23 protein-coding genes are annotated in these 24,358 nt (G+C 72.7%); 12 read left to right on the forward strand and 11 right to left on the reverse strand.

The features are described 5' to 3' along the window. From cydD to hisC, 4 genes are all read right to left on the reverse strand, one after another. Positions 1 to 1,853 (reverse strand): thiol reductant ABC exporter subunit CydD (gene cydD / locus ACRWND_RS20615; RefSeq protein ID WP_431951484.1); only part of this gene is annotated, 1,853 nt, incomplete at its 3' end. Positions 1,854 to 1,877: 24 nt separating this feature from the next. Next, a complete protein-coding gene (gene cydB / locus ACRWND_RS20620; protein ID WP_431951486.1) occupies positions 1,878 to 2,879 on the reverse strand; it encodes a cytochrome d ubiquinol oxidase subunit II in 1,002 nt (333 codons plus the stop codon). Positions 2,880 to 2,890: 11 nt separating this feature from the next. Beyond that, positions 2,891 to 4,393 carry a cytochrome ubiquinol oxidase subunit I gene (locus ACRWND_RS20625; protein ID WP_431951488.1) on the reverse strand — a complete coding sequence of 501 codons (1,503 nt, stop codon included), beginning with the start codon at positions 4,391 to 4,393 and terminating at the stop codon, positions 2,891 to 2,893. A gap of 158 nt (positions 4,394 to 4,551) precedes the next feature. Beyond that, entirely contained in the window at positions 4,552 to 5,625 is a 1,074-nt protein-coding gene (gene hisC, locus ACRWND_RS20630; protein WP_431951490.1) for a histidinol-phosphate transaminase, read from the reverse strand. Between the two features lie 340 nt (positions 5,626 to 5,965). On the opposite strand from hisC, the gene ACRWND_RS20635 reads away from it, so the two are divergent. From ACRWND_RS20635 to ACRWND_RS20650, 4 genes are all read left to right on the forward strand, one after another. Continuing rightward, the gene (locus tag ACRWND_RS20635; protein ID WP_431951492.1) at positions 5,966 to 7,066 is read left to right on the forward strand and encodes a LacI family DNA-binding transcriptional regulator; all 1,101 of its coding nucleotides are present in this window, start codon (positions 5,966 to 5,968) and stop codon (positions 7,064 to 7,066) included. A 170-nt stretch (positions 7,067 to 7,236) separates the two neighbouring features. Beyond that, positions 7,237 to 8,271: a metallophosphoesterase gene (locus ACRWND_RS20640; protein ID WP_431951494.1), complete on the forward strand. Its 1,035-nt coding sequence runs from the start codon at positions 7,237 to 7,239 to the stop codon at positions 8,269 to 8,271. A gap of 161 nt (positions 8,272 to 8,432) precedes the next feature. Continuing rightward, positions 8,433 to 9,299: a hypothetical protein gene (locus ACRWND_RS20645; protein WP_431951496.1), complete on the forward strand. Its 867-nt coding sequence runs from the start codon at positions 8,433 to 8,435 to the stop codon at positions 9,297 to 9,299. A gap of 49 nt (positions 9,300 to 9,348) precedes the next feature. Next, positions 9,349 to 9,921 (forward strand): DUF4240 domain-containing protein, encoded by a 573-nt coding sequence (locus ACRWND_RS20650; protein WP_431951498.1) that lies wholly within the window; start codon positions 9,349 to 9,351, stop codon positions 9,919 to 9,921. A gap of 118 nt (positions 9,922 to 10,039) precedes the next feature. Here the strand turns inward: ACRWND_RS20650 and thiC are convergent, their stop codons facing one another. Further along, entirely contained in the window at positions 10,040 to 11,785 is a 1,746-nt protein-coding gene (thiC, locus tag ACRWND_RS20655; protein ID WP_431951500.1) for a phosphomethylpyrimidine synthase ThiC, read from the reverse strand. 181 nt (positions 11,786 to 11,966) lie between these two features. On the opposite strand from thiC, the gene ACRWND_RS20660 reads away from it, so the two are divergent. After that, positions 11,967 to 13,319: a YibE/F family protein gene (locus tag ACRWND_RS20660; protein WP_431951502.1), complete on the forward strand. Its 1,353-nt coding sequence runs from the start codon at positions 11,967 to 11,969 to the stop codon at positions 13,317 to 13,319. Here the strand turns inward: ACRWND_RS20660 and ACRWND_RS20665 are convergent. Together ACRWND_RS20665 and ACRWND_RS20670 are read right to left on the reverse strand one after the other, a co-directional pair. Next, positions 13,276 to 13,497: a DUF5326 family protein gene (locus ACRWND_RS20665; RefSeq protein ID WP_431951504.1), complete on the reverse strand. Its 222-nt coding sequence runs from the start codon at positions 13,495 to 13,497 to the stop codon at positions 13,276 to 13,278. The two genes, ACRWND_RS20660 and ACRWND_RS20665, sit on opposite strands and share 44 nt — an antisense overlap. A gap of 122 nt (positions 13,498 to 13,619) precedes the next feature. After that, positions 13,620 to 13,937, reverse strand: coding sequence for a cupin domain-containing protein (locus ACRWND_RS20670; protein WP_431951506.1), 318 nt, complete (start codon positions 13,935 to 13,937; stop codon positions 13,620 to 13,622). 68 nt (positions 13,938 to 14,005) lie between these two features. On the opposite strand from ACRWND_RS20670, the gene ACRWND_RS20675 reads away from it, so the two are divergent. The 6 genes from ACRWND_RS20675 (at position 14,006) to ACRWND_RS20700 (ending at position 18,810) form a co-directional block, all read left to right on the forward strand. Continuing rightward, the gene (locus ACRWND_RS20675) at positions 14,006 to 14,383 is read left to right on the forward strand and encodes a phage holin family protein (RefSeq protein ID WP_431951508.1); all 378 of its coding nucleotides are present in this window, start codon (positions 14,006 to 14,008) and stop codon (positions 14,381 to 14,383) included. Between the two features lie 24 nt (positions 14,384 to 14,407). Next, complete coding sequence (locus ACRWND_RS20680) at positions 14,408 to 14,944, forward strand: low molecular weight protein-tyrosine-phosphatase (RefSeq protein WP_431951510.1); 537 nt, start codon at positions 14,408 to 14,410, stop codon at positions 14,942 to 14,944. Then, positions 14,941 to 15,837 carry a fructosamine kinase family protein gene (locus ACRWND_RS20685; protein ID WP_431951512.1) on the forward strand — a complete coding sequence of 299 codons (897 nt, stop codon included), beginning with the start codon at positions 14,941 to 14,943 and terminating at the stop codon, positions 15,835 to 15,837. Before ACRWND_RS20680 ends, ACRWND_RS20685 begins: the two co-directional genes overlap by 4 nt. An 80-nt stretch (positions 15,838 to 15,917) precedes the next feature. Further along, the gene (locus tag ACRWND_RS20690; protein WP_431951514.1) at positions 15,918 to 17,054 is read left to right on the forward strand and encodes a cystathionine gamma-lyase; all 1,137 of its coding nucleotides are present in this window, start codon (positions 15,918 to 15,920) and stop codon (positions 17,052 to 17,054) included. Between the two features lie 228 nt (positions 17,055 to 17,282). Then, on the forward strand, positions 17,283 to 18,179 hold the full coding sequence (locus ACRWND_RS20695; RefSeq protein WP_431951516.1) for a LysR family transcriptional regulator: 897 nt from the start codon (positions 17,283 to 17,285) through the stop codon (positions 18,177 to 18,179). Positions 18,180 to 18,282: 103 nt separating this feature from the next. Next, positions 18,283 to 18,810, forward strand: coding sequence for an NUDIX domain-containing protein (locus ACRWND_RS20700; RefSeq protein WP_431951518.1), 528 nt, complete (start codon positions 18,283 to 18,285; stop codon positions 18,808 to 18,810). A 160-nt stretch (positions 18,811 to 18,970) separates the two neighbouring features. On the opposite strand, the gene ACRWND_RS20705 is transcribed toward ACRWND_RS20700, so the two are convergent. From ACRWND_RS20705 to ACRWND_RS20715, 3 genes are all read right to left on the reverse strand, one after another. Continuing rightward, on the reverse strand, positions 18,971 to 20,416 hold the full coding sequence (locus ACRWND_RS20705) for a globin domain-containing protein (RefSeq protein WP_431951520.1): 1,446 nt from the start codon (positions 20,414 to 20,416) through the stop codon (positions 18,971 to 18,973). A gap of 283 nt (positions 20,417 to 20,699) precedes the next feature. Continuing rightward, complete coding sequence (locus ACRWND_RS20710; RefSeq protein ID WP_431951522.1) at positions 20,700 to 21,332, reverse strand: HAD family hydrolase; 633 nt, start codon at positions 21,330 to 21,332, stop codon at positions 20,700 to 20,702. Continuing rightward, complete coding sequence (locus ACRWND_RS20715; RefSeq protein WP_431951524.1) at positions 21,293 to 22,249, reverse strand: LysR family transcriptional regulator; 957 nt, start codon at positions 22,247 to 22,249, stop codon at positions 21,293 to 21,295. Before ACRWND_RS20715 ends, ACRWND_RS20710 begins: the two co-directional genes overlap by 40 nt. Before the next feature lie 84 nt (positions 22,250 to 22,333). On the opposite strand from ACRWND_RS20715, the gene ACRWND_RS20720 reads away from it, so the two are divergent. Then, positions 22,334 to 23,275 carry a GNAT family N-acetyltransferase gene (locus tag ACRWND_RS20720; RefSeq protein ID WP_431951526.1) on the forward strand — a complete coding sequence of 314 codons (942 nt, stop codon included), beginning with the start codon at positions 22,334 to 22,336 and terminating at the stop codon, positions 23,273 to 23,275. 106 nt (positions 23,276 to 23,381) lie between these two features. Here the strand turns inward: ACRWND_RS20720 and ACRWND_RS20725 are convergent, their stop codons facing one another. Next, positions 23,382 to 24,269, reverse strand: coding sequence for a hypothetical protein (locus ACRWND_RS20725; RefSeq protein ID WP_431951528.1), 888 nt, complete (start codon positions 24,267 to 24,269; stop codon positions 23,382 to 23,384). Between the last annotated feature and the right edge of the window lie 89 nt (positions 24,270 to 24,358).

Genomic DNA, 24,358 nt, shown 5'->3' on the forward strand with positions numbered 1-24,358 from the left:
CCCCTCCACACCCGGGTCAGCGGGGCGCGGTCCGCCGTGGGCGACCCGGCGGACCGCGAGGACACCGAAGACGTCGGGGAAGCCGAGGAGAACGAGGAGGCTGAGGCGGACGCCGAGGACGCGTCTGGGCCGACGCGCCGGGCGGCGGCCCCGCGGGGCGCCGGGACGGACGCCAAGGCCGAGGCCCGGGCGGTCCGGCGCGCATCGGTCGGCCCATCGGTCGGCGCGCTGGTCGGCACAGCAGGCCGTGGGCCGCCGCCGAGCCGTACCGTGCGGTCCGCCACGGCGAGCAGCGCCGGGCGGTGCACCACGAGCAGCACCGTACGGCCGGCCGCGAGCCGGCGGACGGCGTCGACCACGGCCACCTCGGTCTCGCCGTCCAGCGCGGCCGTGGGCTCGTCGAGCAGCAGCAGCGGGCGGTCGGCGAGGAACGCCCGGGCCAGGGCGACGCGCTGCCGCTGTCCTGCGGAGAGCCCGGCCCCGTCCTCGCCGACCGCCGTCGCGGGGTCGAGGTCCGGGGCGCCGGCGTCCCGGAGCGCGGTGCGGACCTCGGCCGCGTTCGCGTCCGGCCGGGCCAGCCGTACGTTGTCGGCGACGGTCCCGGCGAACAGGTGCGGCCGCTGGGGCACCCAGGCGATCTGCGCGTGCCAGCCGGCCGGGTCGTGGGCGGCGAGGTCGGCGCCGCCGGCCAGGACCCGGCCCGAGGTCGGCTCGGTGAAGCCCAGCAGCACGGAGAGCAGCGTACTCTTGCCGATCCCGCTGGGGCCGGTGAGGGCGATCGTCTCCCCGGGGGAGATGCGAAGGGAGACCGGTTCGAGGCGGCCCCGCACGGCGACCCCGTCCAGTTCGACGACGGCGCCTCGCAGGTCGGGGGCCGGGGCCGTGCCGCGCCGGGGCGGCGCCGTCTCGAGGACGGCGAAGACCTCGTCGGCGGCCGAGAGCCCCTCGGCGGCAGCGTGGTAGTGGGCACCCACCTGGCGCAGCGGCAGATACGCCTCGGGCGCCAGGACGAGGATGACCAGCCCGGTGTAGAGGTCGAGTTCGCCGTGGACCAGCCGCATGCCGACGCCGACGGCGACCAGGGCGACGGAGATGGTGGAGAGCAGTTCCAGAGCGACGGAGGAGAGGAAGGTGATGCGCAGCGTCCGCATCGTGGCGCGCCGGTGCTCGGCGGTGATGGCGCGGATGGATGCGGCCTGGGCCTTGGCCCGGCCGAAGACCTTGAGGGTGGGCAGGCCCGCGACGACGTCGAGGAAGTGGCCGGACAGCCGGGCGAGCAACTGCCACTGACGGTCCATCTGGGCCTGCGTGGCCCAGCCGATGAGGATCATGAAGACCGGGATGAGGGGGAGGGTCAGCGCGATGGTGAGCGCCGAGATCCAGTCCTCGGTGACGATGCGGGCCAGGACGGCGGCGGGTACGACGACGGCAAGGCCCAGTTGGGGCAGATAGCGGGCGAAGTAGCCGTCCAGGGCGTCGATTCCCCGGGTGGCGAGCGCGGTGAGCTCTCCGGTCCGGCGCTCGGTGAGCCCCGCCGGGCCGAGGGCGGTGACGTGCTCCAGCAGCCGTGTGCGCAACCGGGACTTGACGGTGGCCGAGGCCCGGTGCGCGCACAGCTCGGTGAGCCAGGAGACCGCCGCGCGGCCGGCCGCCACACCGGCGAGCAGCAGCAGCGGGCCGCGCAGCGCCCCGGCGTCGAGGCCGTCCTGGAAACCCCCGACCACGATCTTCGCGAGGAGCATCGCCTGCGCGACGACCAGTCCCGCACCGGCGAGACCGAGCAGGACAGAGACGGCGAGGAACACCCGGGTCGCGCTCGCGTGCCTCAGGAGCCGGGGGTCGACGGGTTTCACGTGAAACAGCTCCTTCGGTGCGCGTCAGTGCGCTTCGGCGATGTGCTGGGTGCCGATCCGCTTGCGGAACACCCAGTACGTCCAGGCCTGGTAGAGCACGACCAGCGGGGCGGCGATCCCGGCGCACCAGGTCATGATCTTGAGCGTGTACGGGGTCGAGGAGGCGTTCTCCACCGTCAGGCTCCACGCCGGGTCCAGCGTGGAGGGCATGACGTCCGGGAAGAGCACGAGGAAGAACATCGCCACCGTGGCGACGACGGTGATCCCGGAGAACGCAAACGCCCAGCCCTCGCGGCCCCGCAGATTGGCGCCCAGAGCGGCGAGCAGCGCCGCGACGGCGACCGCCGCGGCCGCCAGGCTCCGGCTGTCGCCGCCGTCGCCCTGCGTCCAGGCCAGGAAGGCGAGTGCCAGCAGCACGGTGACGGCTCCGGCCCGGGTGGCGAAGCGGCGGGCGCGGGCGCGGATGTCGCCGAGGGTCTTCAGCGCCGCGAAGACCGCGCCGTGGAAGGTGAAGAGGCTGAGCGTGACCAGCCCGCCGAGCAGGGCGTAGGGGCCGAGCAGGTCACGGACCCCGCCGGTGTACTCACCGGAGGCGTCGATCGCGACGCCGTGCACGATGTTGGCGAAGGCCACGCCCCACAGGAACGCGGGGACCAGGGAGGTCCAGAAGATGGCCTGCTCCCAGGCGGACTGCCAGCGTTCGCCGGTGCGCTTGGCGCGGTACTCGAAGGCGACCACCCGGATGATCAGGCAGAGCAGGATCACCAGCAGCGGCAGGTAGAAGCCGGAGAAGAGGGTGGCGTACCACTCGGGGAAGGCGGCGAAGGTGGCGCCGCCCGCGGTGATCAGCCACACCTCGTTGCCGTCCCAGACCGGCCCGATGGTGTTGATCAGCACCCGCCGCTCGGGGCGGTCGCGGGCGAGCAGCCGGGTGAGGACACCGATGCCGAAGTCGAAGCCCTCGAGGAAGAAGTAGCCCGTCCACAGGACGGCGATGAGGACGAACCAGACGTCGTGGAGTTGCATGCCGTCTCTCCCTAATACGAGAAAGCCATCGGGCGGTCGGGGTCGCCGCCGCCGATCTTCGTGGGGGGTTGGAGGTCGGCCTCGGTGAGCTCGGGCGGCCCGGCCTTGGCGTACTTGACCAGGAGCTTGACCTCGACGACCGCGAGGACGGCGTAGAGCGCGGTGAGGACGATCAGCGAGGTGAGCATCTCGGCGGTGGAGACACCGGGGGAGACCGCGTCCTCGGTGCGCAGCAGCCCGTAGACGACCCAGGGCTGACGGCCGTTCTCGGTGAAGATCCAGCCCCAGGAGTTGGCGATCAGCGGGAAGCCCATGGTGAGCAGCCCGATCCGCCAGTACCAGCGGGACAGGGCCGGGGAGAGGGCGGTGTTCCGGGTGAGCATCAGGCGCGGCGGTTCGTCGTCGGCGGTGCGCTGCTCCTCGGCGAGCCAGAACCGGCGGCGGGTGAGCCACAGGCCGGCCAGGCCTACCGCGAAGGAGGTCATGCCGAACCCGATCATCCAGCGGAAGCCCCAGTAGGCGACCGGGATATTGGGCCGGTAGTCGCCGGGGCCGTACTTCTCCTGCTCGGCCTTGTCGATGTCCTTGATGCCGGGGACGAAGGAGTCGAAGTCGTCGTGGGCGAGGAAGGACAGCAGTCCGGGGACCTCGATGGCCACGCTGTTGTGCCCCTTGTCGACGTCGCCGTAGGCGAAGATCGAGAACGGGGCCGGGGCCTCGCCGTCCCACAGGGCCTCGGCGGCGGCCATCTTCATCGGCTGCTGCTCGTACATGACCTTGCCCAGCCGGTCCCCACTGATCGCAGTGAGCAGGCCGGCGACGACGGCGGTGACCAGGGCGAGGCGCAGCGAGGTCCTCATGACCGCCACATGCCTGCGCCGGGCCAGGTGGTAGGCCGATATGCCGATCATGAAGGCGGCACCGGTCAGGAAGGCCGCGGTCAGTGTGTGGAAGACCACGACGAGGGTGGTGTTCTGGCTGATCACCGCCCAGAAGTCGGTGAGCTCGGCGCGTCCTGTGGCCTTGTTGTAGCGGTAGCCGACCGGATGCTGCATCCAGGAGTTCGCGGCGAGGATGAAGTACGCGGACAGGATCGTGCCCAGCGAGACCAGCCAGATGCAGGCCAGGTGGATTTTCTGCGGCAGCTTGTCCCAGCCGAAGATCCACAGGCCGATGAAGGTGGACTCGAAGAAGAAGGCGATGAGCGACTCGAAGGCGAGCGGGGCGCCGAACACGTCGCCGACGAAGCGCGAGTAGTCCGACCAGTTCATGCCGAACTGGAACTCCTGGACCAGGCCGGTGGCCACGCCCATGGCGATGTTGATCAGGAAGAGCTTGCCCCAGAACTTGGTGGCCTTGAGGTACTTCTCCTTGCCCGTGCGCACCCAGGCCGTCTGCAGACCGGCGGTCAGGGCGGCGAGGGAGATCGTGAGGGGTACGAAGAGGTAGTGGTAGACGGTCGTGATGCCGAATTGCCAGCGCGCGACGGCGACGGAGTCCAGTGCAAGATCCACGCCACGCCTCCTATCCTGGTGCGCTTGTGAAAGTGAACGCATTCACAAGCACAGTATGCCGCACACGTTTTCGCCCCCTCACACCGGGGGGTGTAGGGGGCGGAAACGGGACGGGTCAGGACGCCCTTGCGGAACCCGGGGCACCGCGCCCGGGCCGGCTACAGCTCCTTGCGGAAGGTCTCCGCCGTGCGGAGCATGACGTCGTTGGCGGCCTCCTCGCCGATCGTGATCCGCACGCCCTCCCCCGCGAACGGACGTACGGTGACGCCGGCCCGCTCGCAGGCCGCCGCGAAGTCGGCCGTGCGCTCCCCCAGCCGCAGCCACACGAAGTTGGCGTGGGTCTCCGGCACGGTCCAGCCCTGCCCGGTCAGCGCGTCGACGACCCGGGTCCGCTCACCGACCAGCGCGTCGACCCGCCGCAGCAGCGCCTCCTCCGCGCGCAGCGAGGCCACCGCCGCGTCCTGGGCGAGCTGGCTCACACCGAAGGGGACGGCCGTCTTGCGCAGCGCCGCGGCGACCGGCTCGTGCGCGATCGCGAAGCCCACCCGCAGTCCGGCGAGCCCGTACGCCTTGGAGAAGGTGCGCAGCACCGCCACGTTGGGGCGGTCGCGGTAGACCTCGACCCCGTCCGGCACCTCGGGGTCGCGGATGAACTCCCGGTACGCCTCGTCCAGTACGACCAGCACATCCGAGGGGACGCGGTCCAGGAAGCGCTCCAGCGCGGCCCGGCGGACCACCGTGCCGGTGGGGTTGTTGGGGTTGCAGACGAAGACCAGCCGCGTCCGGTCGGTGATCGCGGCGGCCATCGCGTCCAGGTCGTGGGTGTCGCCCGCGTCCAGCGGCACCCGCACCGAGGCCGCTCCGCTGATCTGCGTGATGATCGGGTAGGCCTCGAAGGACCGCCAGGCGTAGACGACCTCGTCACCCGGTCCCGCGGTCGACTGCAGCAACTGCTGGGCCACACCGACCGATCCGGTACCCGTCGCGATGTGCTCGACCGGCACGCCGAAGCGGTGCGCCAGCTCGGCGTGCAGGGCCGTGCACGCCATGTCCGGGTAGCGGTTGCACTTCTCCGCGGCGGCGGTGGCCGCCTCCAGGACACCCGGCAACGGGGCGTAGGGGTTCTCGTTGGAGGACAGCTTGTAAGCCGTCACCCCCTCTTCCACGGCCGGGGGTCTTCCCGGCTTGTACGTGGGGATGCCGTCCAGTTCGCGGCGCAGTTTGGGGCTCATGCCCCACACCATACGAGTGGCTGGGCGGCCCGGGGGAGGCCTTGCGGCACACGGGTTCGCGACAGGGGCCCGCGGCGGCGGACCGGGGTGCGGCACGCACTGCGCGCTGGTGGCGCGCGCGGTGGCGCGCATCCCTCGTAGGGGTGAGTTGAAGGCCCCGCAGCCCACGCGGCACGGGGGCGGCGGCGGGCCGTGCAAGGGCCGTATGCGGTGCCGGATACCCGCCGCCACCTGCGCTTTCCCGGCACGCGCCCGGCGGCGCGTGCGAGGAAACGTATCTGTCGGCGCCCTCCTTCGCACCCCGCGAACGGACCAACCGCGCCCCTACTATCACCACGCCATGACAGCAGCAGGGAAGCACCAGGCGAGCCGGCCCGTCGGACGCCGGCTGAGGCGTGCCGGCATCAGGGACGTGGCCGCCGCGGCAGGGGTCTCGATCACCACCGTCTCCGACGCGCTCAACGGCAAGGGCCGACTGCCCGACACCACCCGCCGTCACGTCCGTGAGGTCGCCGACCGGCTGGGCTACCGCCCCTCGGCCGCCGCCCGCACACTGCGCACCGGCAGGTCAGGGCTGATCGGCCTGACCGTGACGACGTACGGGGAAGAACCCTTCACCTTCACGGAGTTCGCCTACTTCGCCGAGATGGCCCGGGCCGCCACCTCCGCCGCGCTCGCCCGCGGCTACGCCCTGGTCATCCTGCCGGCCTCCTCCCGGCACGACGTGTGGAGCAACGTCGCGCTGGACGGCACGGTCGTGATCGACCCCTCCGACCACGACCCCGTGGTCACCGAGCTGGTACGGCAGGGCATCCCCGTGGTCAGCGACGGCCGCCCGGCCGGAAGCCTGCCCGTCCGCGCCTGGGTCGACAACGACCACGAGGCCGCCGTCCTCGGCATCCTGGAACACCTCGCCGAGGCCGGGGCCCGCAGGATCGGCCTGCTCACCGGCACCAGCACCGACACCTACACCCGGCTGTCCACCGCCGCCTACCTCGACTGGTGCGAGCGGATCGGCCAGGAGCCCGTCGTCGAGGCCTACCCCGCCCACGACCCGTGCGCCGGCGCCGTCGCCGCCGACCGCCTGCTCGCCCGGCCCGACCGCCCCGACGCCGTCTACGGCCTCTTCGACCCGGGCGGCACCGACCTGCTCGCCGCCGCCCGCCGCTACGGGCTGCGCGTGCCCGACGACCTCCTGCTGGTCTGCTGCAGCGAGAGCATGGTCTACGCGACGACCGAGCCCCCGATCACCACCCTCTCCCTCAAACCGGGGCGGATCGGCACCGCGGTCGTCCAACTGCTCGTCGACGCCATCGAGGGGGTGGACCCGGGCCGCCCGGTGCGGCAGGTGATGCCGACCGAGCTGATCGTGCGCACGTCCTCCCAGCGGCGGTCGCCGCGCACCACCGTCAGCCCGCCCCGCGGGCCCGCGGGAGGATAGAAGAAGGCGTCCGCCGGGAGGAAGAGGAGCCCATCCCGGGCGGATTTGTCCGGACCCAGGAAAATCGCTGTCAGCAGGTGTGTCACGCCACGACATCCTCATTCCTATGATGGGCGGATGGTGGCGAGACGGTGGAGGGGTCGATGACTCAGGGGGCAGGTCGGGGACCCATGCCCGATACCTCGTACGGCTGGTCTCAGGACCCGTCGGAGGCGGTGGCGCACGCCGCGCCCGTGGCGCCCCCGGCGCACCCCGCCGACGTCGGAGCCCCGCCCGCGCATCCGGCCGGACACCCGCCAACCATGATCGACGAGCAGATGGCGCCGCCCGAGTACACGCCCACTCAGCGCGACCTCCCCGTCATCACCACGACGGACGCCCGGGCCCTGGGCCCGCTCTACGCCGTCGGCGACATCCACGGCTACCTGGACCGATTGCGCGAGGCCCTGTACACGACCGGGCTCATCGACGCCGAGGGCCACTGGGCGGCCGGCAACGCCCGCCTGTGGTTCCTGGGTGACTTCACCGACCGCGGCCCCGACGGCGTCGGCGTGATCGAACTCGTCATGCAGCTCTCCGCGGAGGCCGCCGCGGCCGGCGGCTACGCCAGGGCCCTCATGGGCAACCACGAGCTGCTGCTGCTCGGCGCCCACCGCTTCGGCGACACCCCGGTGAACTCCGCCGGCGGCACCGCCTCCTTCCTGGCCGCCTGGCGCCTCAACGGCGGCCAGACGAGCGACATGGAGCGGCTGCAGGACCACCACATCGCCTGGATGTCCCGGCTGGACGCGGCCGCCCTCACCGACGGCCACCTGCTGCTGCACTCCGACACCACCGCGTACCTGGAGTACGGCACCACCATCGACGCGATGAACGACGCCGTCACCGGCGTCCTGCAGCGCGGTGACGCCGACGAGTGCTGGGAGCTGTTCCGCAAGTTCACCCGGCGCTTCGCCTTCCGCGGCGAGGCCGGGCCCCAGGCCGCCCGCGAGCTGCTGGACGCCTACGGCGGCCACCGCGTCGTGCACGGCCACAGCCCCATCCCATACCTGCTCGGCGAGCCGGGCGGCGATCTCGGCGCCGAACAGCCGGACCGCTCCGCGGTCGTGGAGGGCCCCCATGTGTACGCGGACGACCTGGCGGTGGCCATGGACGGCGGGGTGACGATGGACGGCAGGCTGCTGGTCGCCCAACTGCCCCTCTAGTCCCCGGAAGGCCCGATTTTCCGGAAACACTCTGTCATGGCGTCACCCCCGCGCTCTACCATCGGTATTCCGTAGGCAGCTTCTCCTCCGCTTCCGCCCAGCCGGACCGGACCTTCGTCCTTCGTGAACCCCGGGAGGAGCCGGAGACGGAGCATCGGGGGATGCACATGAACAGCGCTCCACACCTGCTGACCGAGGACCGTCCGGAGTTCGAGCGGGCCCTCGACGCGGCCCTGCGGTCGGAGGGCACCCGGGCCGCGCTCGCCGACACCCACAGCCGCCTCAGCGCCGAGCAGTTGCGCACCATGGCGCTCAACGCGGCCGCCCCCATCGCGGCCTGCGCCGCACCCGAGTACGAACAGTTCGTCAAGCTCCGCGAGACCGCGGCAGAGCGCCGCCGCGCGGCACGCACCGCGCGCGTACCCGGCCTCGGCTACGCGGCCGCGGCGGCCCCGGTCACCACGGACGGGCCGGGGGCCGGACTGTTCGCGATCGTCGCCGTGCTCACGCCGATCCTGGCGGCCACGGCCGCCGTCATCCTGCTCCTGCTGGGATACGCGCTGCGCCTCGGGCACCCGGAGCCGGCGATCGCGCCGCCGCTGCGCCAGGCCGGCTGGCTGTTCGCGGCCGTCGCCGCCTGCGGCATCGTCATCGGCATGGTCGGACTGCTGCTCACCGCACTGCGCAACGGCGCGGCCAACCGCCACGAGCCCCCGGACGACGACGGGTCACGGGACGTCGCGCTCGCACGCGAGGTGTGGCGCCGGGCGCTGCTGGAGCGAGGGCTGCAGCCCTTTCTCGCAGAAGCCCTGGCTCAGGCCGCCGGCACGGCCACCACGGCCCCCGCCCCTTCCGCGACCACCGGGGGCAACGCCCGGATGCCGCGCCTCGGTTACTCCCGCCCGGACTTCTCCAGCCCCGGCCCCGAGTCCTCCCCCGAACCGGGCGACCGCTTCTCCAGCCCCGACTTCTCGAGTCCGGACTTCTCCAGCCCCGACTTCGGCGGCCCGGAGCACCGATCCGACTGACGCGTCGCAGCGGGGAGCGCTGTCACACCCCCGTGTCAGGGTTCGGAGCATGGACATCGACCGGTTCTGGTCCCTGATCGCATCCGCCCGCTCCACCGCGGCGACCAGTGGCGAGCCCTTCGACGAAGTGCTGGCGGACCTGCTCACCGGGCTCCCGGCCCCGGAGATCCTCGCGTACGCGGAACGCTTCGACGCCCTGCACGACGCCTTGTACCGCTGGGACGTCTGGGCCGCCGCCTACCTGGTGGGCGGCGGTTGCTCCGACGACTCCTTCATCGACTTCCGCGCAGGGGTGATCGCCCAGGGCCGCGCGTGGTACGAGCGCGTCGCCGCCGCACCCGACAGTCTCGCGGGCCACCCCGCAGTGGTCGCGGCCGCACGGGCCGGGAGCGATGACGCGCTGTTTCACGAGGAGGTCGACTACGTGGCCGCCGAGGCCTTCGAGCGCATCACCGGCGACCGGGACGCCTTCTACACCGCCTGGGCCGCCCACCGGCCCGGCGACGCCCGGGCCACGGCGGAACCGGACATGGGCGAGGACTTCGACTTCGACGACCCCACGGAGATGCACCGCCGCCTGCCCCGGCTGGCCGGTCTGTACCTCGGCCCGGACAGCGCCTGAAGGCGGTCGAGGCACCGTGGCCCTGCCCCGGGGCGGGCCCGCGAGCCTGTGAGGTCGCGGGCCCGCACGGCAGCGGGCGGGTCGGTCGGCGGTCAGCGTGCGGCAGTCGATCCGCGGCTCAGTCGGCGATCGGGAGGTAGACGCGGTTGCCCGAGGCGGCGAACTCGCGCGACTTCTCCGCCATGCCGGCCTCGATCTCCTCCGCCGTGCCGCCGTGCCGGCGTCGGATGTCCTGGGAGATCCGCATGGAGCAGAACTTCGGACCGCACATGGAGCAGAAGTGCGCGGTCTTGGCCGGTTCCGCCGGGAGCGTCTCGTCGTGGAACTCCCGCGCCGTGTCCGGGTCGAGGGCCAGGTTGAACTGGTCCTCCCAACGGAACTCGAAGCGGGCGTCGGAGAGCGCGTCGTCCCATTCCTGGGCGCCGGGGTGGCCCTTGGCCAGGTCGGCGGCATGCGCGGCGATCTTGTACGTGATGACGCCGGTCTTGACGTCGTCGCGGTCGGGCAGGCCGAGGTGCTCCTTGGGGGTGACATAGCAGAGCATGGCCGTCCCCCACCAGGCGATCATCGCGGCGCCGATGCCGGAGGTGATGTGGTCGTAGGCGGGCGCGATGTCCGTGGTGAGCGGGCCCAGGGTGTAGAACGGCGCCTCCTCGCAGATCTCCTGCTGGAGGTCGATGTTCTCCTTGATCTTGTGCATCGGGACGTGCCCCGGGCCCTCGATCATGGTCTGGACGCCGTGCCGCTTGGCGACGGAGTTGAGCTCGCCGAGCGTGCGCAGTTCCGCGAACTGGGCCTCGTCGTTGGCGTCCGCGATGGAGCCGGGACGCAGGCCGTCGCCCAGGGAGTACGTGACGTCGTAGGCGGCGAGGATCTCGCAGAGCTCCTCGAAGTTCTCGTAGAGGAAGCTCTCCTTGTGGTGCGCCAGGCACCAGGCCGCCATGATCGACCCGCCGCGCGAGACGATGCCCGTCTTGCGGCGGGCGGTCAGCGGAACGTAGCGCAGGAGCACTCCGGCGTGCACCGTCATGTAGTCGACGCCCTGCTCCGCCTGCTCGATGACGGTGTCCTTGTAGATCTCCCAGGTCAGTTCCTCGGCCTTGCCGTCCACCTTCTCCAGGGCCTGGTAGAGGGGGACGGTGCCGATGGGGACGGGGGAGTTGCGCAGCACCCACTCGCGCGTGGTGTGGATGTTGCGTCCCGTGGAGAGGTCCATCACCGTGTCGGCGCCCCAGCGGGTGGCCCAGGTCATCTTCTCGACCTCCTCCTCGATGGAGGAGGTGACGGCCGAGTTGCCGATGTTGGCGTTGACCTTCACCAGGAAGCGCTTGCCGATGATCATCGGCTCGGTCTCCGGGTGGTTGACGTTCGCCGGCAGGACGGCGCGTCCCGCCGCGATCTCCTCCCGGACGACCTCGGGGGAGACGTTCTCGCGGATCGCGACGTACTCCATCTCCGGGGTGATCTCGCCGCGCCGCGCGTACGCGAGCTGCGTCACCGGCTGCCCGGTACTGCCGCGCCGCGGGAGGCGGGGGCGGCCGGGGAAGACGGCGTCCAGGTTGCGCAGACCGCCGCGCGGCGAGGTGTGCCGCAGGCCGTCGTCCTCGGGACGGACGGGACGGCCGGGGTACTCCTCGGTGTCGCCGCGGGCGACGATCCAGTTCTCCCGCAGCGCCGGGAGGCCGCGGCGGACGTCGGTGGTGATGTTGGGGTCGGTGTACGGGCCCGACGTGTCGTACAGCGTCACATCCTGGCCGTTGGTCAGATGCACTCGGCGGACGGGGACCTGGATGTCCGGGCGGGACCCGGTCAGATATCCCTTGTGCCAGCCGATTTCGCGCGCGCGTGCATCCTGCATGGTCATGAGACCCACTCCCTACGCCGGCATTACCCGGTAACAGGTTCAGCGGTCGGCGCAGCTGATGGCCCCTCGGCCGGTCAGCGCCCTCTCAGCCCGGTGCTCCGAGCTCCCGCGTTTGCAAAGGTGCCTCAACGCTAGCGGGTCCACGCCGGTCCACACCAGTGGGTGTTGCGATGATCGGGCGGTGGAAGCCTCTCCCCCGCAGACACCCGCCCACGGGCACACGCACAGCCACACGCACGGGCACGGCCACGGCCCGGTGCCGCCGGTCTCCCGGCACCTGCGCACGGTCATCGCCGCCGTGCTGATCCCGTTCGTCGCGGCCGTCGCGGCCGGCCTGGTCGTGCTGTGGCCGGGCGGTGTGCCCGAGCACCGGCACACCGGCGTCGGTTTTGACCAGCAGACGCAGACCGGGCGGGTGGTGAAGGTCGAGGACGTCGGATGCGCCGACGTCGGCGCAGGACCGGACGCCGATGCCGCACCCTCCCCGGCCTCGGCGCGGAAAGCCGCGGCCACCTGTGAGCGCGCGACGATCGAGGTCGGCTCGGGCGAGGACAGGGGCCGCACCTTCACCGAGATCGTGCTCCCGAGCCAGACCCGGCACTACACCGAGGGGCAGAGGGTGCTCCTGGCCTACGCGCCGCAGGCGCCGCGCGACCTGCGGTACTCGGTGGCCGACGTCGACCGGGCCTTCCCGCTGTGGCTGCTGGCCGGGATCTTCGCCGCCGCGGTGGTCGTGGTCGGACGGCTGCGCGGATTCCTGGCGCTGGCCTCGCTGGTCGTCAGTTTCGCGGTGCTGACGCTCTTCATCCTCCCGGCGATCCTGCACGGCGGCGATCCCCTGCTGGTCGCGGTGGTCGGCGGCAGCACCATCATGCTGATCGCGCTCTACCTGTGCCACGGCCTGAGCGCCCGCACCTCGGTGGCGGTGCTGGGGACCCTGTGCTCGCTGCTGCTGATCGGCCTCCTGGGCTCGGTCTTCGTCGACCGGGCGCTGCTCAGCGGCGACACCTCCGACGAGACGGGGCTGATCCACTCCCTGTACCCGGGCCTCGAGATCCGCGGACTGCTGCTGGCCGGCATCGTCATCGGTTCCCTGGGCGTCCTGGACGACGTGACGGTCACCCAGACCTCGGCGGTGTGGGAGCTGCACGGGGCTGATCCGGGGGCGAGCCGGCGACGGCTGTACGCGGCGGCGATGCGGATCGGGCGCGACCACATCGCCTCGGTCGTCAACACCCTGGTGCTGGCCTACGCGGGCGCGGCACTGCCGCTGCTGCTGCTCTTCTCCGTCACGGAGCGCGGGGTGCTGGCGGTGGCGGGCAGCGAACTGGTCGCCGAGGAGATCGTACGGACACTGGTGGGCAGTGTCGGCCTGGTGGTGGCGGTGCCGTTGACGACGGCGCTGGCGGTCCTGGTGGTGTCCGCGGACCGCGGCGGCGGCGGCGCTGTGCTCGCGGGCACCGCCCGTCACGTGGCGCGGCCCCGCGGGGTCACCACCTGTCGCGGTGGTCGGACGAGGACGAGGACGAGGTGAACTTCCTGACCAGGTACACCAGCCCGCCGACCAGCGCCACGAAGACCAGCACCTTGAAGAGCAGCCAGAACAGGAAGCCGATCGCACTGGCGATCATGCCGCCGAAGACCGCGATCGCGATCACCGGCACCGCGACCCATGTGACCCACCAGGGCAGGCCTTCGAAAAGCTTCTTCACCGTGTCCTCCTCCGTGTCGTCCTTCCGCTCCCAGGCTAGGGCCGCGACGGCGCTCCGCGGAGGCTCCGCGGTCCCCATCCCTCCCTGACCCTTCCCCTACGGGACCCGGGGCCGGCCGCCCCTCAGGCCTCGGGGGGCGAGAACACCACGAGGACCTTCAGGTCCTCGGTGACGTGGTGGAAGCGGTGCGGCGCCCCGGCCGGGACGTAGACCACGCTGCCGCGCGCGACGTGCGTCGTCTCCTCCCCCACGGTGATCAGCGCCCGGCCGCTCACGACCAGGTAGATCTCGTCCTGGGCATGCGGTTTCTGCGGGTCGAGCTCCCCCGTCCGCAGGGCGTACAGGCCCGCGGACATGTTCCGCTCGCGCAGGAAGCTGAGGTACGCGCCCTCGTTGGCCGCCCGCTCGGCCTCCAGGTCGTCCAGCCGGAACACCTTCACGTGGCCGCTCCCTCTCGTCCGTGCGCCTGCTCTGTGCCTGCGCTGCAGCTTCTGCGACGATCTCAGCCATGATGAACTTCGTCGTCAAGACGCTCGCGAACGCCGGGGCCCTGCTGGTGGCCATCTGGCTCGTGAGCGGCATCACGCTCACCGGTGACGACACCGGCCAGAAGGCCCTCACCCTCATCCTCGTCGCCCTGGTCTTCGGCGTGGTGAACTGGCTGGTGAAGCCGGTGGTCAAGCTGCTGTCGCTGCCCCTGCTGCTGCTCACGCTCGGGTTGTTCACGCTGGTCGTGAACGCCCTGATGCTGCTGCTGACCTCCTGGATCTCCGGCGAGCTCGACCTGGACTTCCACGTCGACGGCTTCTGGGCGGCGTTCCTCGGCGGCCTGGTCATCAGCATCGTCTCGTGGGCCCTGAACATGATCCTCCCGGACGAGGACTGACATCGGGGCTGCATCATGGAGCCCATGAGCGCTCCGTCCTCCCGCACACCCCTGCGGGTGTGCTTCGTGTGCACCGGCAACATCTGCCGTTCGCCGATGGCCGAGTCCGTCTTCCGCTCCCGCGTGGCGGAGGCCGGGCTCGCCGGCCTTGTCGTCGCCGGCAGCGCGGGGACGGGCTCCTGGCACGAGGGGGACGACGCGGACCACCGCACCGTGGCCGTGCTCCGCGCGGCCGGGTACGGGTACGAGCACATCGCGCGCCAGTTCCAGCCCGAATGGTTCGCCGAGCTCGACCTCGTGATCGCCCTCGACTCGGGCCATCTGCGGGATCTGCGCCGGCTGGCGCCCACGGCGCGGGACGCCGCCAAGGTGCGGCTGCTGCGCTCCTACGACCCCGCCGCGGACGCCGGTGCGGACGACCGCGGCCTGGATGTTCCCGACCCCTACTACGGGGACCTGAGCGGCTTCGAGGAGTGCCTGCGGATGTGCGAGGCCGCAGCCGACGGGCTGCTGGACGCCGTACGCGACGCCCTCGGCAGCGAGCCCGCCGGCACCCCGTGACGGACGCGCCCGGGCTCGCGGACCGGGTCGCCGCCCTGCTGGGCGAGCCGGTGACGGAGGCCGGCCCGGTGGGCGGCGGTTCCGTCTGCCGATCCGTCCGGCTGCGGCGCCGCTCGGGCGGCACGGTCTTCGCCAAGACCCTCGCGGACGCGCCGCCTGGCTTCTTCGCCGCCGAGGCCGCGGGCCTGCGGCTGCTGGGCGGGACCGGCACGGTCGCCGTACCCGAGGTGCTGGCCGCGGACGAGCGCACGCTCGTCCTGGAATGGGTGGAGCCCGGTCCGGCGACCCCCGCAGCCGCCGAGCGCCTCGGACGTGAGCTGGCCGCGCTCCACCGCGTCCCCGCCCCGGGGTACGGGACGGCGCACGCGGCCTTCATCGGCCCGCTCCCCCTGCCGGCGGCCGGGCCCGGGCCCGCGTCCGGGCTGCCGGGCGGCGGGGAGGACTGGGCCGCGTTCCACGCCGCGAGGCGGCTGCTGCCCTTCCTGCGGCAGGCCGCCGACCGCGGGGCCATGGCACCGGCGGACGTGCGCGCGGTCGAGCGGCTCTGCGAACTGCTGCCGAGGATCGGCGGCCCCGCGCAGCCTCCTGCGGTGATCCACGGCGACCTGTGGTCCGGCAACGTGCTGTTCGCCGCCGACGGCCGCGCCCGGCTCGTGGACCCGGCGGCGCAGGGCGGGCACCCCGAGGCCGATCTGGCGATGCTGGAGCTGTTCGGCTGCTCGCACCTCGAGCGGGTGCTCGCCGCGTACGAGGAGGTCCGGCCGCTGCCCGGCCGCCGGGAGCGGGTGCCCCTGCACCAGGTGCACCCGCTGCTGGTGCACGCCGTCCTGTTCGGCGCGGGCTACGGCGCCGCCGCGGGGCGCGCCGCCCGCGCGGCCCTCACGTCCGTCTAGCGGACGGCCGTGTTCGCTGGCCCATACACCGGTATCTTCCGCTTGTACATGTGTGAACGCGGGGGAGCGAGGAGAGGGCGATGACGGAGTACGAGAGCAGGCCGGGGGACAGCACCCGCAGCGTGCACGCGGGCCGCCCGCCCGCCCTGCCCCACGAGCCGGCGCTGCCCGGCCCGGTGTTCGCCGCGCACTACCACCTGCCGGGCGACGTCACCGGCCCGTACACCTACGGCCGCGACGAGAACCCCACCTGGACCCGGCTGGAGGAGGCGATCGCCGCGCTGGAGTCGCCCGACGTCCCCGCCGAGACGCTGGCCTTCTCCTCCGGCATGGGGGCGATCTCCTCCGTGCTGCTCTCGCAGGTGCGTTCCGGCGACACCGTGGTGCTGCCCTCCGACTGCTACCAGGCCACCCGCTCGCTGCAGGGCCGGCTGGAGGACTACGGGGTCGCGGTGCGCCTGGCGCCCACCGCGGGCGACGCCCAGCTGGAGGTGCTGGAGGGCGCCCGGCTGCTGTGGATCGAGACGCCGTCCAACCCCGGCCTGGACGTCTGCGACATCCGCCGGCTCGCCGACGCCGCACACGCCGCGGGCGCGCTCGTGGCCGTCGACAACACCCTGGCCACCCCGCTCGGCCAGCGCCCGCTGGAGCTGGGCGCGGACTTCTCGGTGGCGAGCGGCACCAAGGCGCTGTCCGGCCACGGCGACCTGCTGCTGGGGTATGTGACCACGCGCCGGCCCGAGCTCGCCGCCGGGGTGCGGATGTGGCGCAAGACGATCGGCGCGATCCCCGGCCCCATGGAGGCCTGGCTCGCCCACCGTTCGCTGTCGACGCTCGCGCTGCGGGTGGACCGGCAGGCCGCCAACGCCCTGGAGCTGGCCGCCGCCCTGCTCCGGCGCCCGGAGGTGACCGACGTGCGCCACCCCGGCCTGGCGGAGGACCCGGCGCACCCCGTCGCGGCCGCGCAGATGACGCGGTTCGGCAGCGTCGTGTCCTTCACGCTGCCCGACAGGGAGCACGCCGAGCGCTTCCTGTCCGAGCTGCGGCTGACCACCGAGGCCACCAGCTTCGGCAGTGTGACCAGCACCGCGGAGCGCAGGGCGCGCTGGGGCGGCGATGCCGTCCCCGAGGGCTTCGTCCGCTTCTCGGTCGGCGTGGAGGACGCGGCCGACATCGTGCGGGACGTGACGCGGGCCCTGGACGCCGCCGCGCGCTGACCCCATCCGTTCATCTCGCGCGGATGGGCACGCAGTCATCGGCCGCACATGCGGAAGGGGTGGCCCGAGCCTCCCCCCTCGTGGCTCGGACCACCCTGGCTTGACGGGCGGAGATCCGCTTGGACAAGGCTAGTTGACTCTGCGTCAGTGTCCAATCACAGTTGCGATACAGACCTATCGATATATTTATATGTCCGCGGTCGTACGGCGGCCGGGAGGGAGCGGTTCATGGATCTGGCTCTGCTGCGCACGTTCGTCACGGTGCACCGAGCCGGTTCCTTCACCAGAGCCGCCCAGTTGCTGGGCCTGTCCCAGCCGGCCGTCACCATCCAGATCCGCAGCCTGGAACGGCAGCTCGGCCGCCCCCTGTTCCTGCGCCTGCCGCGCGGCGTCGCCCCGACGCCGGTCGGCGACGACCTGGCCCACCGGGTGGCGCCGCACCTCGACGCCCTGCTACAGATAACACAGGCGGACCTCGGCGAGCAGTCCGCGCAGCGCACCCTGCACCTCGCCGGGCCGCCCACCTTCACCTCCGTGCGCGCTCTGCCCGCTCTGGCCCCGCTGGTCGCCGAGGGCCTGCAGCTGAGGGTCACCCTGGTCGGCGAGGACGAGGCGCTGGCCGGGCTCGCCGCGGGCCACCACGACCTGTCCATCGGCACCGTCCGGCCCCGCGACCGGCTGCTGACCGCCGCCGCCCTGTGGGACGAGGAGCAGGTCCTCGTGGCCGCGCCCGCCTGGCTGGAGCGGATCGGCGGCCCGCTCGCGGTGCGCGATCGCGGCGCACGGGTCCTCGAGGGCATCCCCGTGATCTCCTACGACGAGGGCATGCCGCTGTTCGACCACTACTGGTCGGCGGTCTTCGACGTGACCCCCGCCATCGTCCCCGCGGTGGTGGTGCCCGATCTGCGGGCCGTCCTGGAGTGTGTGGTCTCCGGCATCGGCATGGCCGTCCTGCCCCGCTACCTGTGCTGCGAGGCGATCACGGCGGGTGCCGTCAGCGCGCTGCTGGAGCCGCCGGTGCCGCCGCTGCGCACGTACTTCGTCTCGGTGCGCGCCGGCACGCTCGCGCTGCCGCACATCGCGCGGGTGCACGAGCAGCTGATCCGCTCCTCCGCCGCCTGGTGACTGCGCGCCCGGCGCACGGCGGGTGGCCTCCGGAAGAACGGAAGGTTCCGATTCGCCGTCCCGGAGGCGTTTGCCGCCTCCCGCGCCGCGGCAGATCTCAGGCATGGCCCCGGACAGCGAGAACCCTGCCGCACCGGGTGCGCCGACCGTCCCCGCCACCCGGCCGGTGGTCAAGCGCACCGCCCGCGCCATCCTGCTCGACGGCGACTTCCTCGTGCTCATCAAGCGCACCAAGCCCGGGCTCAACCCGTACTGGGTCACCCCCGGGGGAGGCGTCGAGCCCGAGGACGCCACCATCGTCGAGGCGCTGCACAGAGAACTGGACGAGGAGCTGGGCGCCAAGGTCACCGATGTCGTGCCGGCCTTCGTCGACACCGTCGAGCACATCGGCGAGGACGGCTCGCACGGGGTGAAGGTGCAGCACTTCTTCGTGTGCCGGCTGGCGTCCATGGACCCCTCGCGGCGGCACGGCCCGGAGGTGGACGAGCCCTCGGGCACCTACGACGTCGTCCGCGTGCCGTTCAGCCGGGTGGGGCTCGCCTCCGTGGAGATCGTTCCGCTGACCCTGCGGCACTACCTGGACGGCAACATCGAAGGGGTGCTGGGACTGCTGTCGACCGACCTCGGCTGACGTCGGCTGTGGGGCCGGCTGGGTCGGCTGACGTCGGACGAGCCGGCTGACCGGCCCCGGCCGGCATCGGGTGCCGCGGGTCCCGCGGGTGCCGTCGGGAGGCTCCCGTGGCGACGTTCCTTCCGGCGAGGGGCCGCGCGGGCGGGCGGCGCGGGCGGTCTCAGCGGCCCGCCGCGACCAGTTCCTCGATCAGGTCGTGCCGGATGCGCCGGGAGGGCATGCCGCCGCGCACGAGGGTGTCGACGCCGCTGCGGATCATCCCGGGCGGCCCGCTCAGATACGCGTCGTACTCGGGCCAGGGGCCGTACTGCTGCACGATCTCGGGGAGCGGACCGTGCAGCCCCCCGTCCCCGCGGCCGTCGGAGACCACAGGCCGCACGGAGAGCCAGGGGTGGCGCTGGGCGAGCCCGAGCAGGGTGTCCAGGTCGTAGAGGTCGTGGTCGCTGCGGGCACCGTAGAAGACGTCGACGGCCCGGCGGCGGCCGTGCTCGGCGACGTCCTCGACGAGGGCCTTGATGGGGGCGATGCCGGTGCCGCCGCCCAGGCAGAGCAGTCCGTTGTCGGTGGTGTGGTCCACGACCATGGAGCCGCCCGGCGGGCCGAGCCGCAGGACGTCGCCGGGACGGGCGCGGTGGACCAGCGCCCGGCTCACCCAGCCGGCCGGCACGGCCTTGACATGGAACACCAGCAGGCCGTCCGCGCGGGGGGCGCAGGCGAAGGAGTAATGCCGCCAGACCCGGGGCCACCAGGGCGTCTCCAGTGTCGCGTACTGGCCCGCGAGGAAGGGGTACGGGTGGTCGGTGCGGACGCCGACCACCGCGATGTCGGGGGTGCGCAGCTCGTGGCTGACGACCTCGGCCTGCCACCAGGGCGGTGCGTGCTTCTCGTCGGCGGCCGCCGCGTCGATCATGGTCTGCGAGATCACCGTGTAGGCGCGCGCCCAGGCGCTTTCGACCTCGTCGTCCCACAGGGCGGATGCGTACCGGCTCAGCGCCCCGATCAGGCATTCCCCCACGGCCGGGTAGTGCTCGGGGCGCGTGCCGTATTTGCGGTGGCCGCGGCCCAGGTGGGACAGGTATTCGGTGAGTATCTCGGTGTCGTCGAGGTGTTCCGCGGCGGTGAGGAGCGCTTTCAGCAATCGGTCGCGTTGCGTGTCCATCGCGGCGGGAAAGAGTTCACGCAACTCCGGATGCCGTATGAACAAAAGCGCATAGAAATACGACGTCGTCTTGTCAGCGACGGGCGCGACCTCCTCCAGCGTGCGCCGGATGAGTCGCGCGTCCGCGCTCGGCGGCCGTGGCCGCGGCCGGGCCTGCGCCCGCGGCGCAGACGGTGGCAGTGGCGGTGCGGCGGGCGGCTCCGGGCGCGGACGCGACCCCGCCGCGTCCTGGGCGGGGCCGGACCGCTGCCGGCCGGGCTCGGAGGTCCACCCGGCTCCCTTGCCCACCGGCCTTATCGGCCGCACCCGGCGGCTCGGCGCAAGCGCGCCTTCGCCCTGATGGTGGGGTCGGGGCCCGTCAGGGGGTGTGTGCGGCGTGAACCAACCGGAGGACCCGGTCCCGGTTCCCTTTCCCGTTTCGGCCGCGTTCGTGGTCAGAGCGTCCATGATCAGCTTCGCCTCGAGCCTCTCCCGGTCGGAATCCGTACCTCAGCCTCACATCCTGTGCGGAAAGCCTGCCAGGGCTTCGAGCCGCCCGGACAAATAGCCGGAAGTACGGGAAACGGCGATACCGATCGGGTTAAGCTCAGCCGAATGTGAAGCGCGCCGCGGCGGAGTCGTGGGCGCTGTCCGGAGTCGTGCGTCTTCCCGGAGTCATGCGCCCCGGGGCGCCTGTTTCCCCCGGCGTCACTCGATTCCCACGACGATCAACGCTTCGGCCCCCGCGCGTTCAGCCCGAGACCAGCGCATACGCCTCCCGCAGATCGCGCCCGGTGTACGCGTGGCTCGCCAGGCCGCGCACATGGTGGTCCCCGTTGACGGCCACCGACACCGGCACCGCGGCGAACAGCGCCGTGTCCGAGAGCGAGTCCCCGTACGCCACGCAGTCGCGGCGGCTGATCCCGTAGCGGGCGCACAGTTCGTCCGCCGCCGTCACCTTGCTCTCCGGCAGCAAGATCCCCGCCGCGTCCAGTGCCACGGCCGGGTCGAACGGGAGCTGCGGGAAGGCCGACGCCCGGACCGCGTGCGCCCCCCACTCCAGCAGCCGGCGCACAAAGAAGTCCGGGGAGAGCGACACCACGGCGCAGTGCTCCCCCCGGGCGGCGATGTCCGCCCACACCTCCCGTATCCCGGCCAGCCACGGGGCATGCGCGAACGCCGCCGCCACCTGTGCCGGGGTGAGCTCCCGCCACAGCTCGTACGCGCGCACCGCGTAGCCCGGCGGGTCCAGCAGGCCGTTCCCGAGCGCGTGCTCCAACTCCCTGAACTCGGCCACCAGCCCCAGCTCCCGGGCGAGCTCCAGGCTCGCCGAGGAACCGTGCATCAGCGTCCCGTCCATGTCGAAGATGTGCAGTCGTCCCATGCGGCCCCTCCCTCGTCGGCCGCCGACCGTCCGGCCCCCGGCGGCGCTTTCCCGAACAGCCGGGCGGCGTCCTCCACCGCCCCGCGGACCGCCGGCCTGCGGTCCGCGGCCCGCCAGGCCAGCGCGACCGTGCAGCGCACGTCCCCGGCCAGCGGCACGAACACCACGTTGGACCGGGCGTAGTGCTCGTCCGTCGACGTGCTCGCCAGCGCGCAGCAACGGCCCGCTGCCACGAGTTCGAGCGTCTCCTCCAGGGACCCGGACGGCACCGTGCCCGCCACGTGGACGACCCCCACGGCCGACGGGTGGCGGAAGCCGGCGTAGGCCGCGTCAGCGGTCCGCGGCACCACCCATGTCCTGCCGCCCAGTTCGGCGGGCGCGACCTCGGTGCGGCGCGCCAGCGGGTCCGTCGCGGGCAGCGCCACGCAGCGCCGGTCGTCGGCGACGGTCACCATCCCCAGGCCGGGAGCGTCCAACGGCGGCCACACGATGCCCAGGTCGCACCGGCCGTCCAGCAACCCGCAGGAGGGGTCGTCGAAGTCGTAGCGGCGCAGCCGCACCTCGCCGCGGACGCGCGCCTGGATCAGGTCCAGCAGCTCGCGGGTCCGGCCGGCCGCGGCCTCGCCCAAGAAGCCCACGGTGAACGGCCGGGGCGCCGTCCCGGCCAGCAGTCCTTCGAGCTCGTCCGCCGCGTCGACGGCCGCCACCGCGTGGGCCAGGATCCGCCGCCCCAGGTCGGTCAGTTCGGCCCGTTCGCGGTTGCGCACCAGCAACGGCCGCCCGGCGGCGGCCTCCAGTCGGCGCACCGACTCGCTCACCGTCGGCTGCCGTACGTCGAGCCGCCGCGCGGCCGCCGAGAACGAGCCCGTGCGCGCCACCGCCACAAAGGCCCGCAGGCCGGGCAAGGAGAGCGTCACCCGGGGAGGATAGCCGGGTACCGGCCGATGGCCATAGGGGATAACTATGGGAGCCGCCCGCCGCCTCGGCGGCACGCTGCCCGCATGACATTCCCCGCGGCACCCGTGCGCCGTCTCACCCCCGCCGATCTCCCCGCCTGCAGCGCGCTGGCCGTCAGCAGGGACTGGGGGGCCGAGGAACACAAGTGGCGCTTCCTGCTCACCCACGGGACCGGCTACGGCGTCGACGCCCCCGACGGCGACGGCCTGGCCGCCACCACCGTCCTGACCCGTTACGCGGGCGGCCTGGCGGCGGTCAGCATGGTCCTGGTCGCGGCCCGGTACGAGGGGCGGGGGCTCGGGCGGCGCATCATGTCACACGTCCTGGCCGAGGCCGGCGACGACACCGTCACCCTGCACGCCACCGATCGCGGCCGCCCGCTCTACGAGAAGCTCGGCTTCCGCGCGATCGGCACCGTCGTCACCCACCGCGGCCGCCTCTCCCCGCCCGAGCCCGCGCGTACCACGGAAACGGCCGGGGCCTCCAGCGGTTCCCGCGTTTGCGACGGCTTCGGCGGCTCCGACGGCCCTGGCGGCCCCGGCGGCTCCAGCACCACGCGGTCGCGAGCCTTCACCGAGACCGACCTGCCGGCACTGCTCGCCCTGGACGCCGAGGTGTTCGGCGCGGACCGCTCACCCCTCCTGCGCGACCTGCCCCGGTTCGCCGAACGCGTCATGGTCGCCGAGCAGGACGGCACCCTGACCGGTTACGCCTCGGCGTGGGTCAACGGGGACACGCTGGTCGTCGGCCCCGTCGTCGCCGGGAGCCCTGCCGTGGCCAGGGAGCTGATCACCACGATCGCCCGGAACGCGGACCTGCCCGTCCGCCTCGATCTGCGCACCGACCTCCCCGACGGCCAGGGCGGCTGGGCCGCGGAGCACGGCGTGGCACCCGTCTTCCCCAACACCTTGATGGTGCTCGGGGACCGGGAACTGCCCGGCGACGCTCACCGCCGCCATGCCCCGCTGATGGTGGCCCTGGGCTGACCCCGCACGCCCGACGGCGGCCGGTTCCGCGGGAGCTTCCCGCCGACCCTCCGGCCGGGCCGTGACGTCCGCCGCGGAACCCCTGCCCGCCGGGCCTAGCGGAAGGTCACGCCTGCCACAGCTTCTGGCCCTGGTAGCTGATATAGAGCTCGCCCGAGCCCGTGATCACGAGGACGGCGCCGTCGTGGCCGTCGGTCCTGGTTGACCAGGCCGTGCTGGTGTCCGTGCGGTAGACGACGAAGTTGCCGTCGTCCTGGAATACCGTGCTGACCCCTTGCCCCGTCGTTCCGCTCGCCCATCTGACGGCACCGCGGTACGTCAGAACGAGGTTTCCGCCGGAGGTCATCGTCAGCGACGTCTCACCGTTGACGATGGACTGCCCCCGGTTGAGCACTCTGGTGGCCGACACCGTCAACGGCGCCGGCGGCTTGGCCGGGGCCTTGACCGTGGCTTTGACCGTCGGCGATGCGTCGTTCGACTTCGGCAGCTCCGTCTTCGAGCCGCCGCCGGAGGTGTTGTGTGTCGTCGAGGTCGTGGGTTCTTCCGCCTTCAGGGAGTGGCTCGGTGACGCCGGCGTGCGGGGCTTCCTGCGCGGGGAGGAGGTACTGGACGGGGTCGGCTTCCTTTCCGGAGTGCGGCTGGCAAGGGGGCTCGCCCCGGCGTCGAGGAGCCGCGAAGCCTCCGGTCCCGCCGAACTGTCCGTCACGGTCCCGGCGGGTGCCGGGTCCGCGTCGCCGCCGACGGTGCGCTGCAGCGTGAGGAACGCCGCCACCGCGACGGCGGCGCAGACGACGATGGCCAACCCTCGTCGTGCGCCGCCGCCCGGACGGCCGGCCTTCGGCCCCGTCGGACCGGTGGGCCCGAGAGCGGTGGGCCCGAGAGCGGTGGACTCGGGTCCTGTCCGCTGCGTGAGCCTGGACGTCACCGACCTGACGGAGGCCTGCGTCGAGGCCTTGCGCCGCAGCGCGGTGTACACCGCCGCCTCGACCGACACCGTCGGCGAGTCACCTTGCGCAGGTGCCGGTCCCACCGCGGGTCGGGCATCCGCCCGGGACTCCGGCACACGCGCCGCCTTGGCATCCG

Origin of the sequence: Actinacidiphila sp. bgisy167 (assembly GCF_965342175.1) — a bacterium.
In the GTDB taxonomy this organism is placed as follows: domain Bacteria; phylum Actinomycetota; class Actinomycetes; order Streptomycetales; family Streptomycetaceae; genus Actinacidiphila.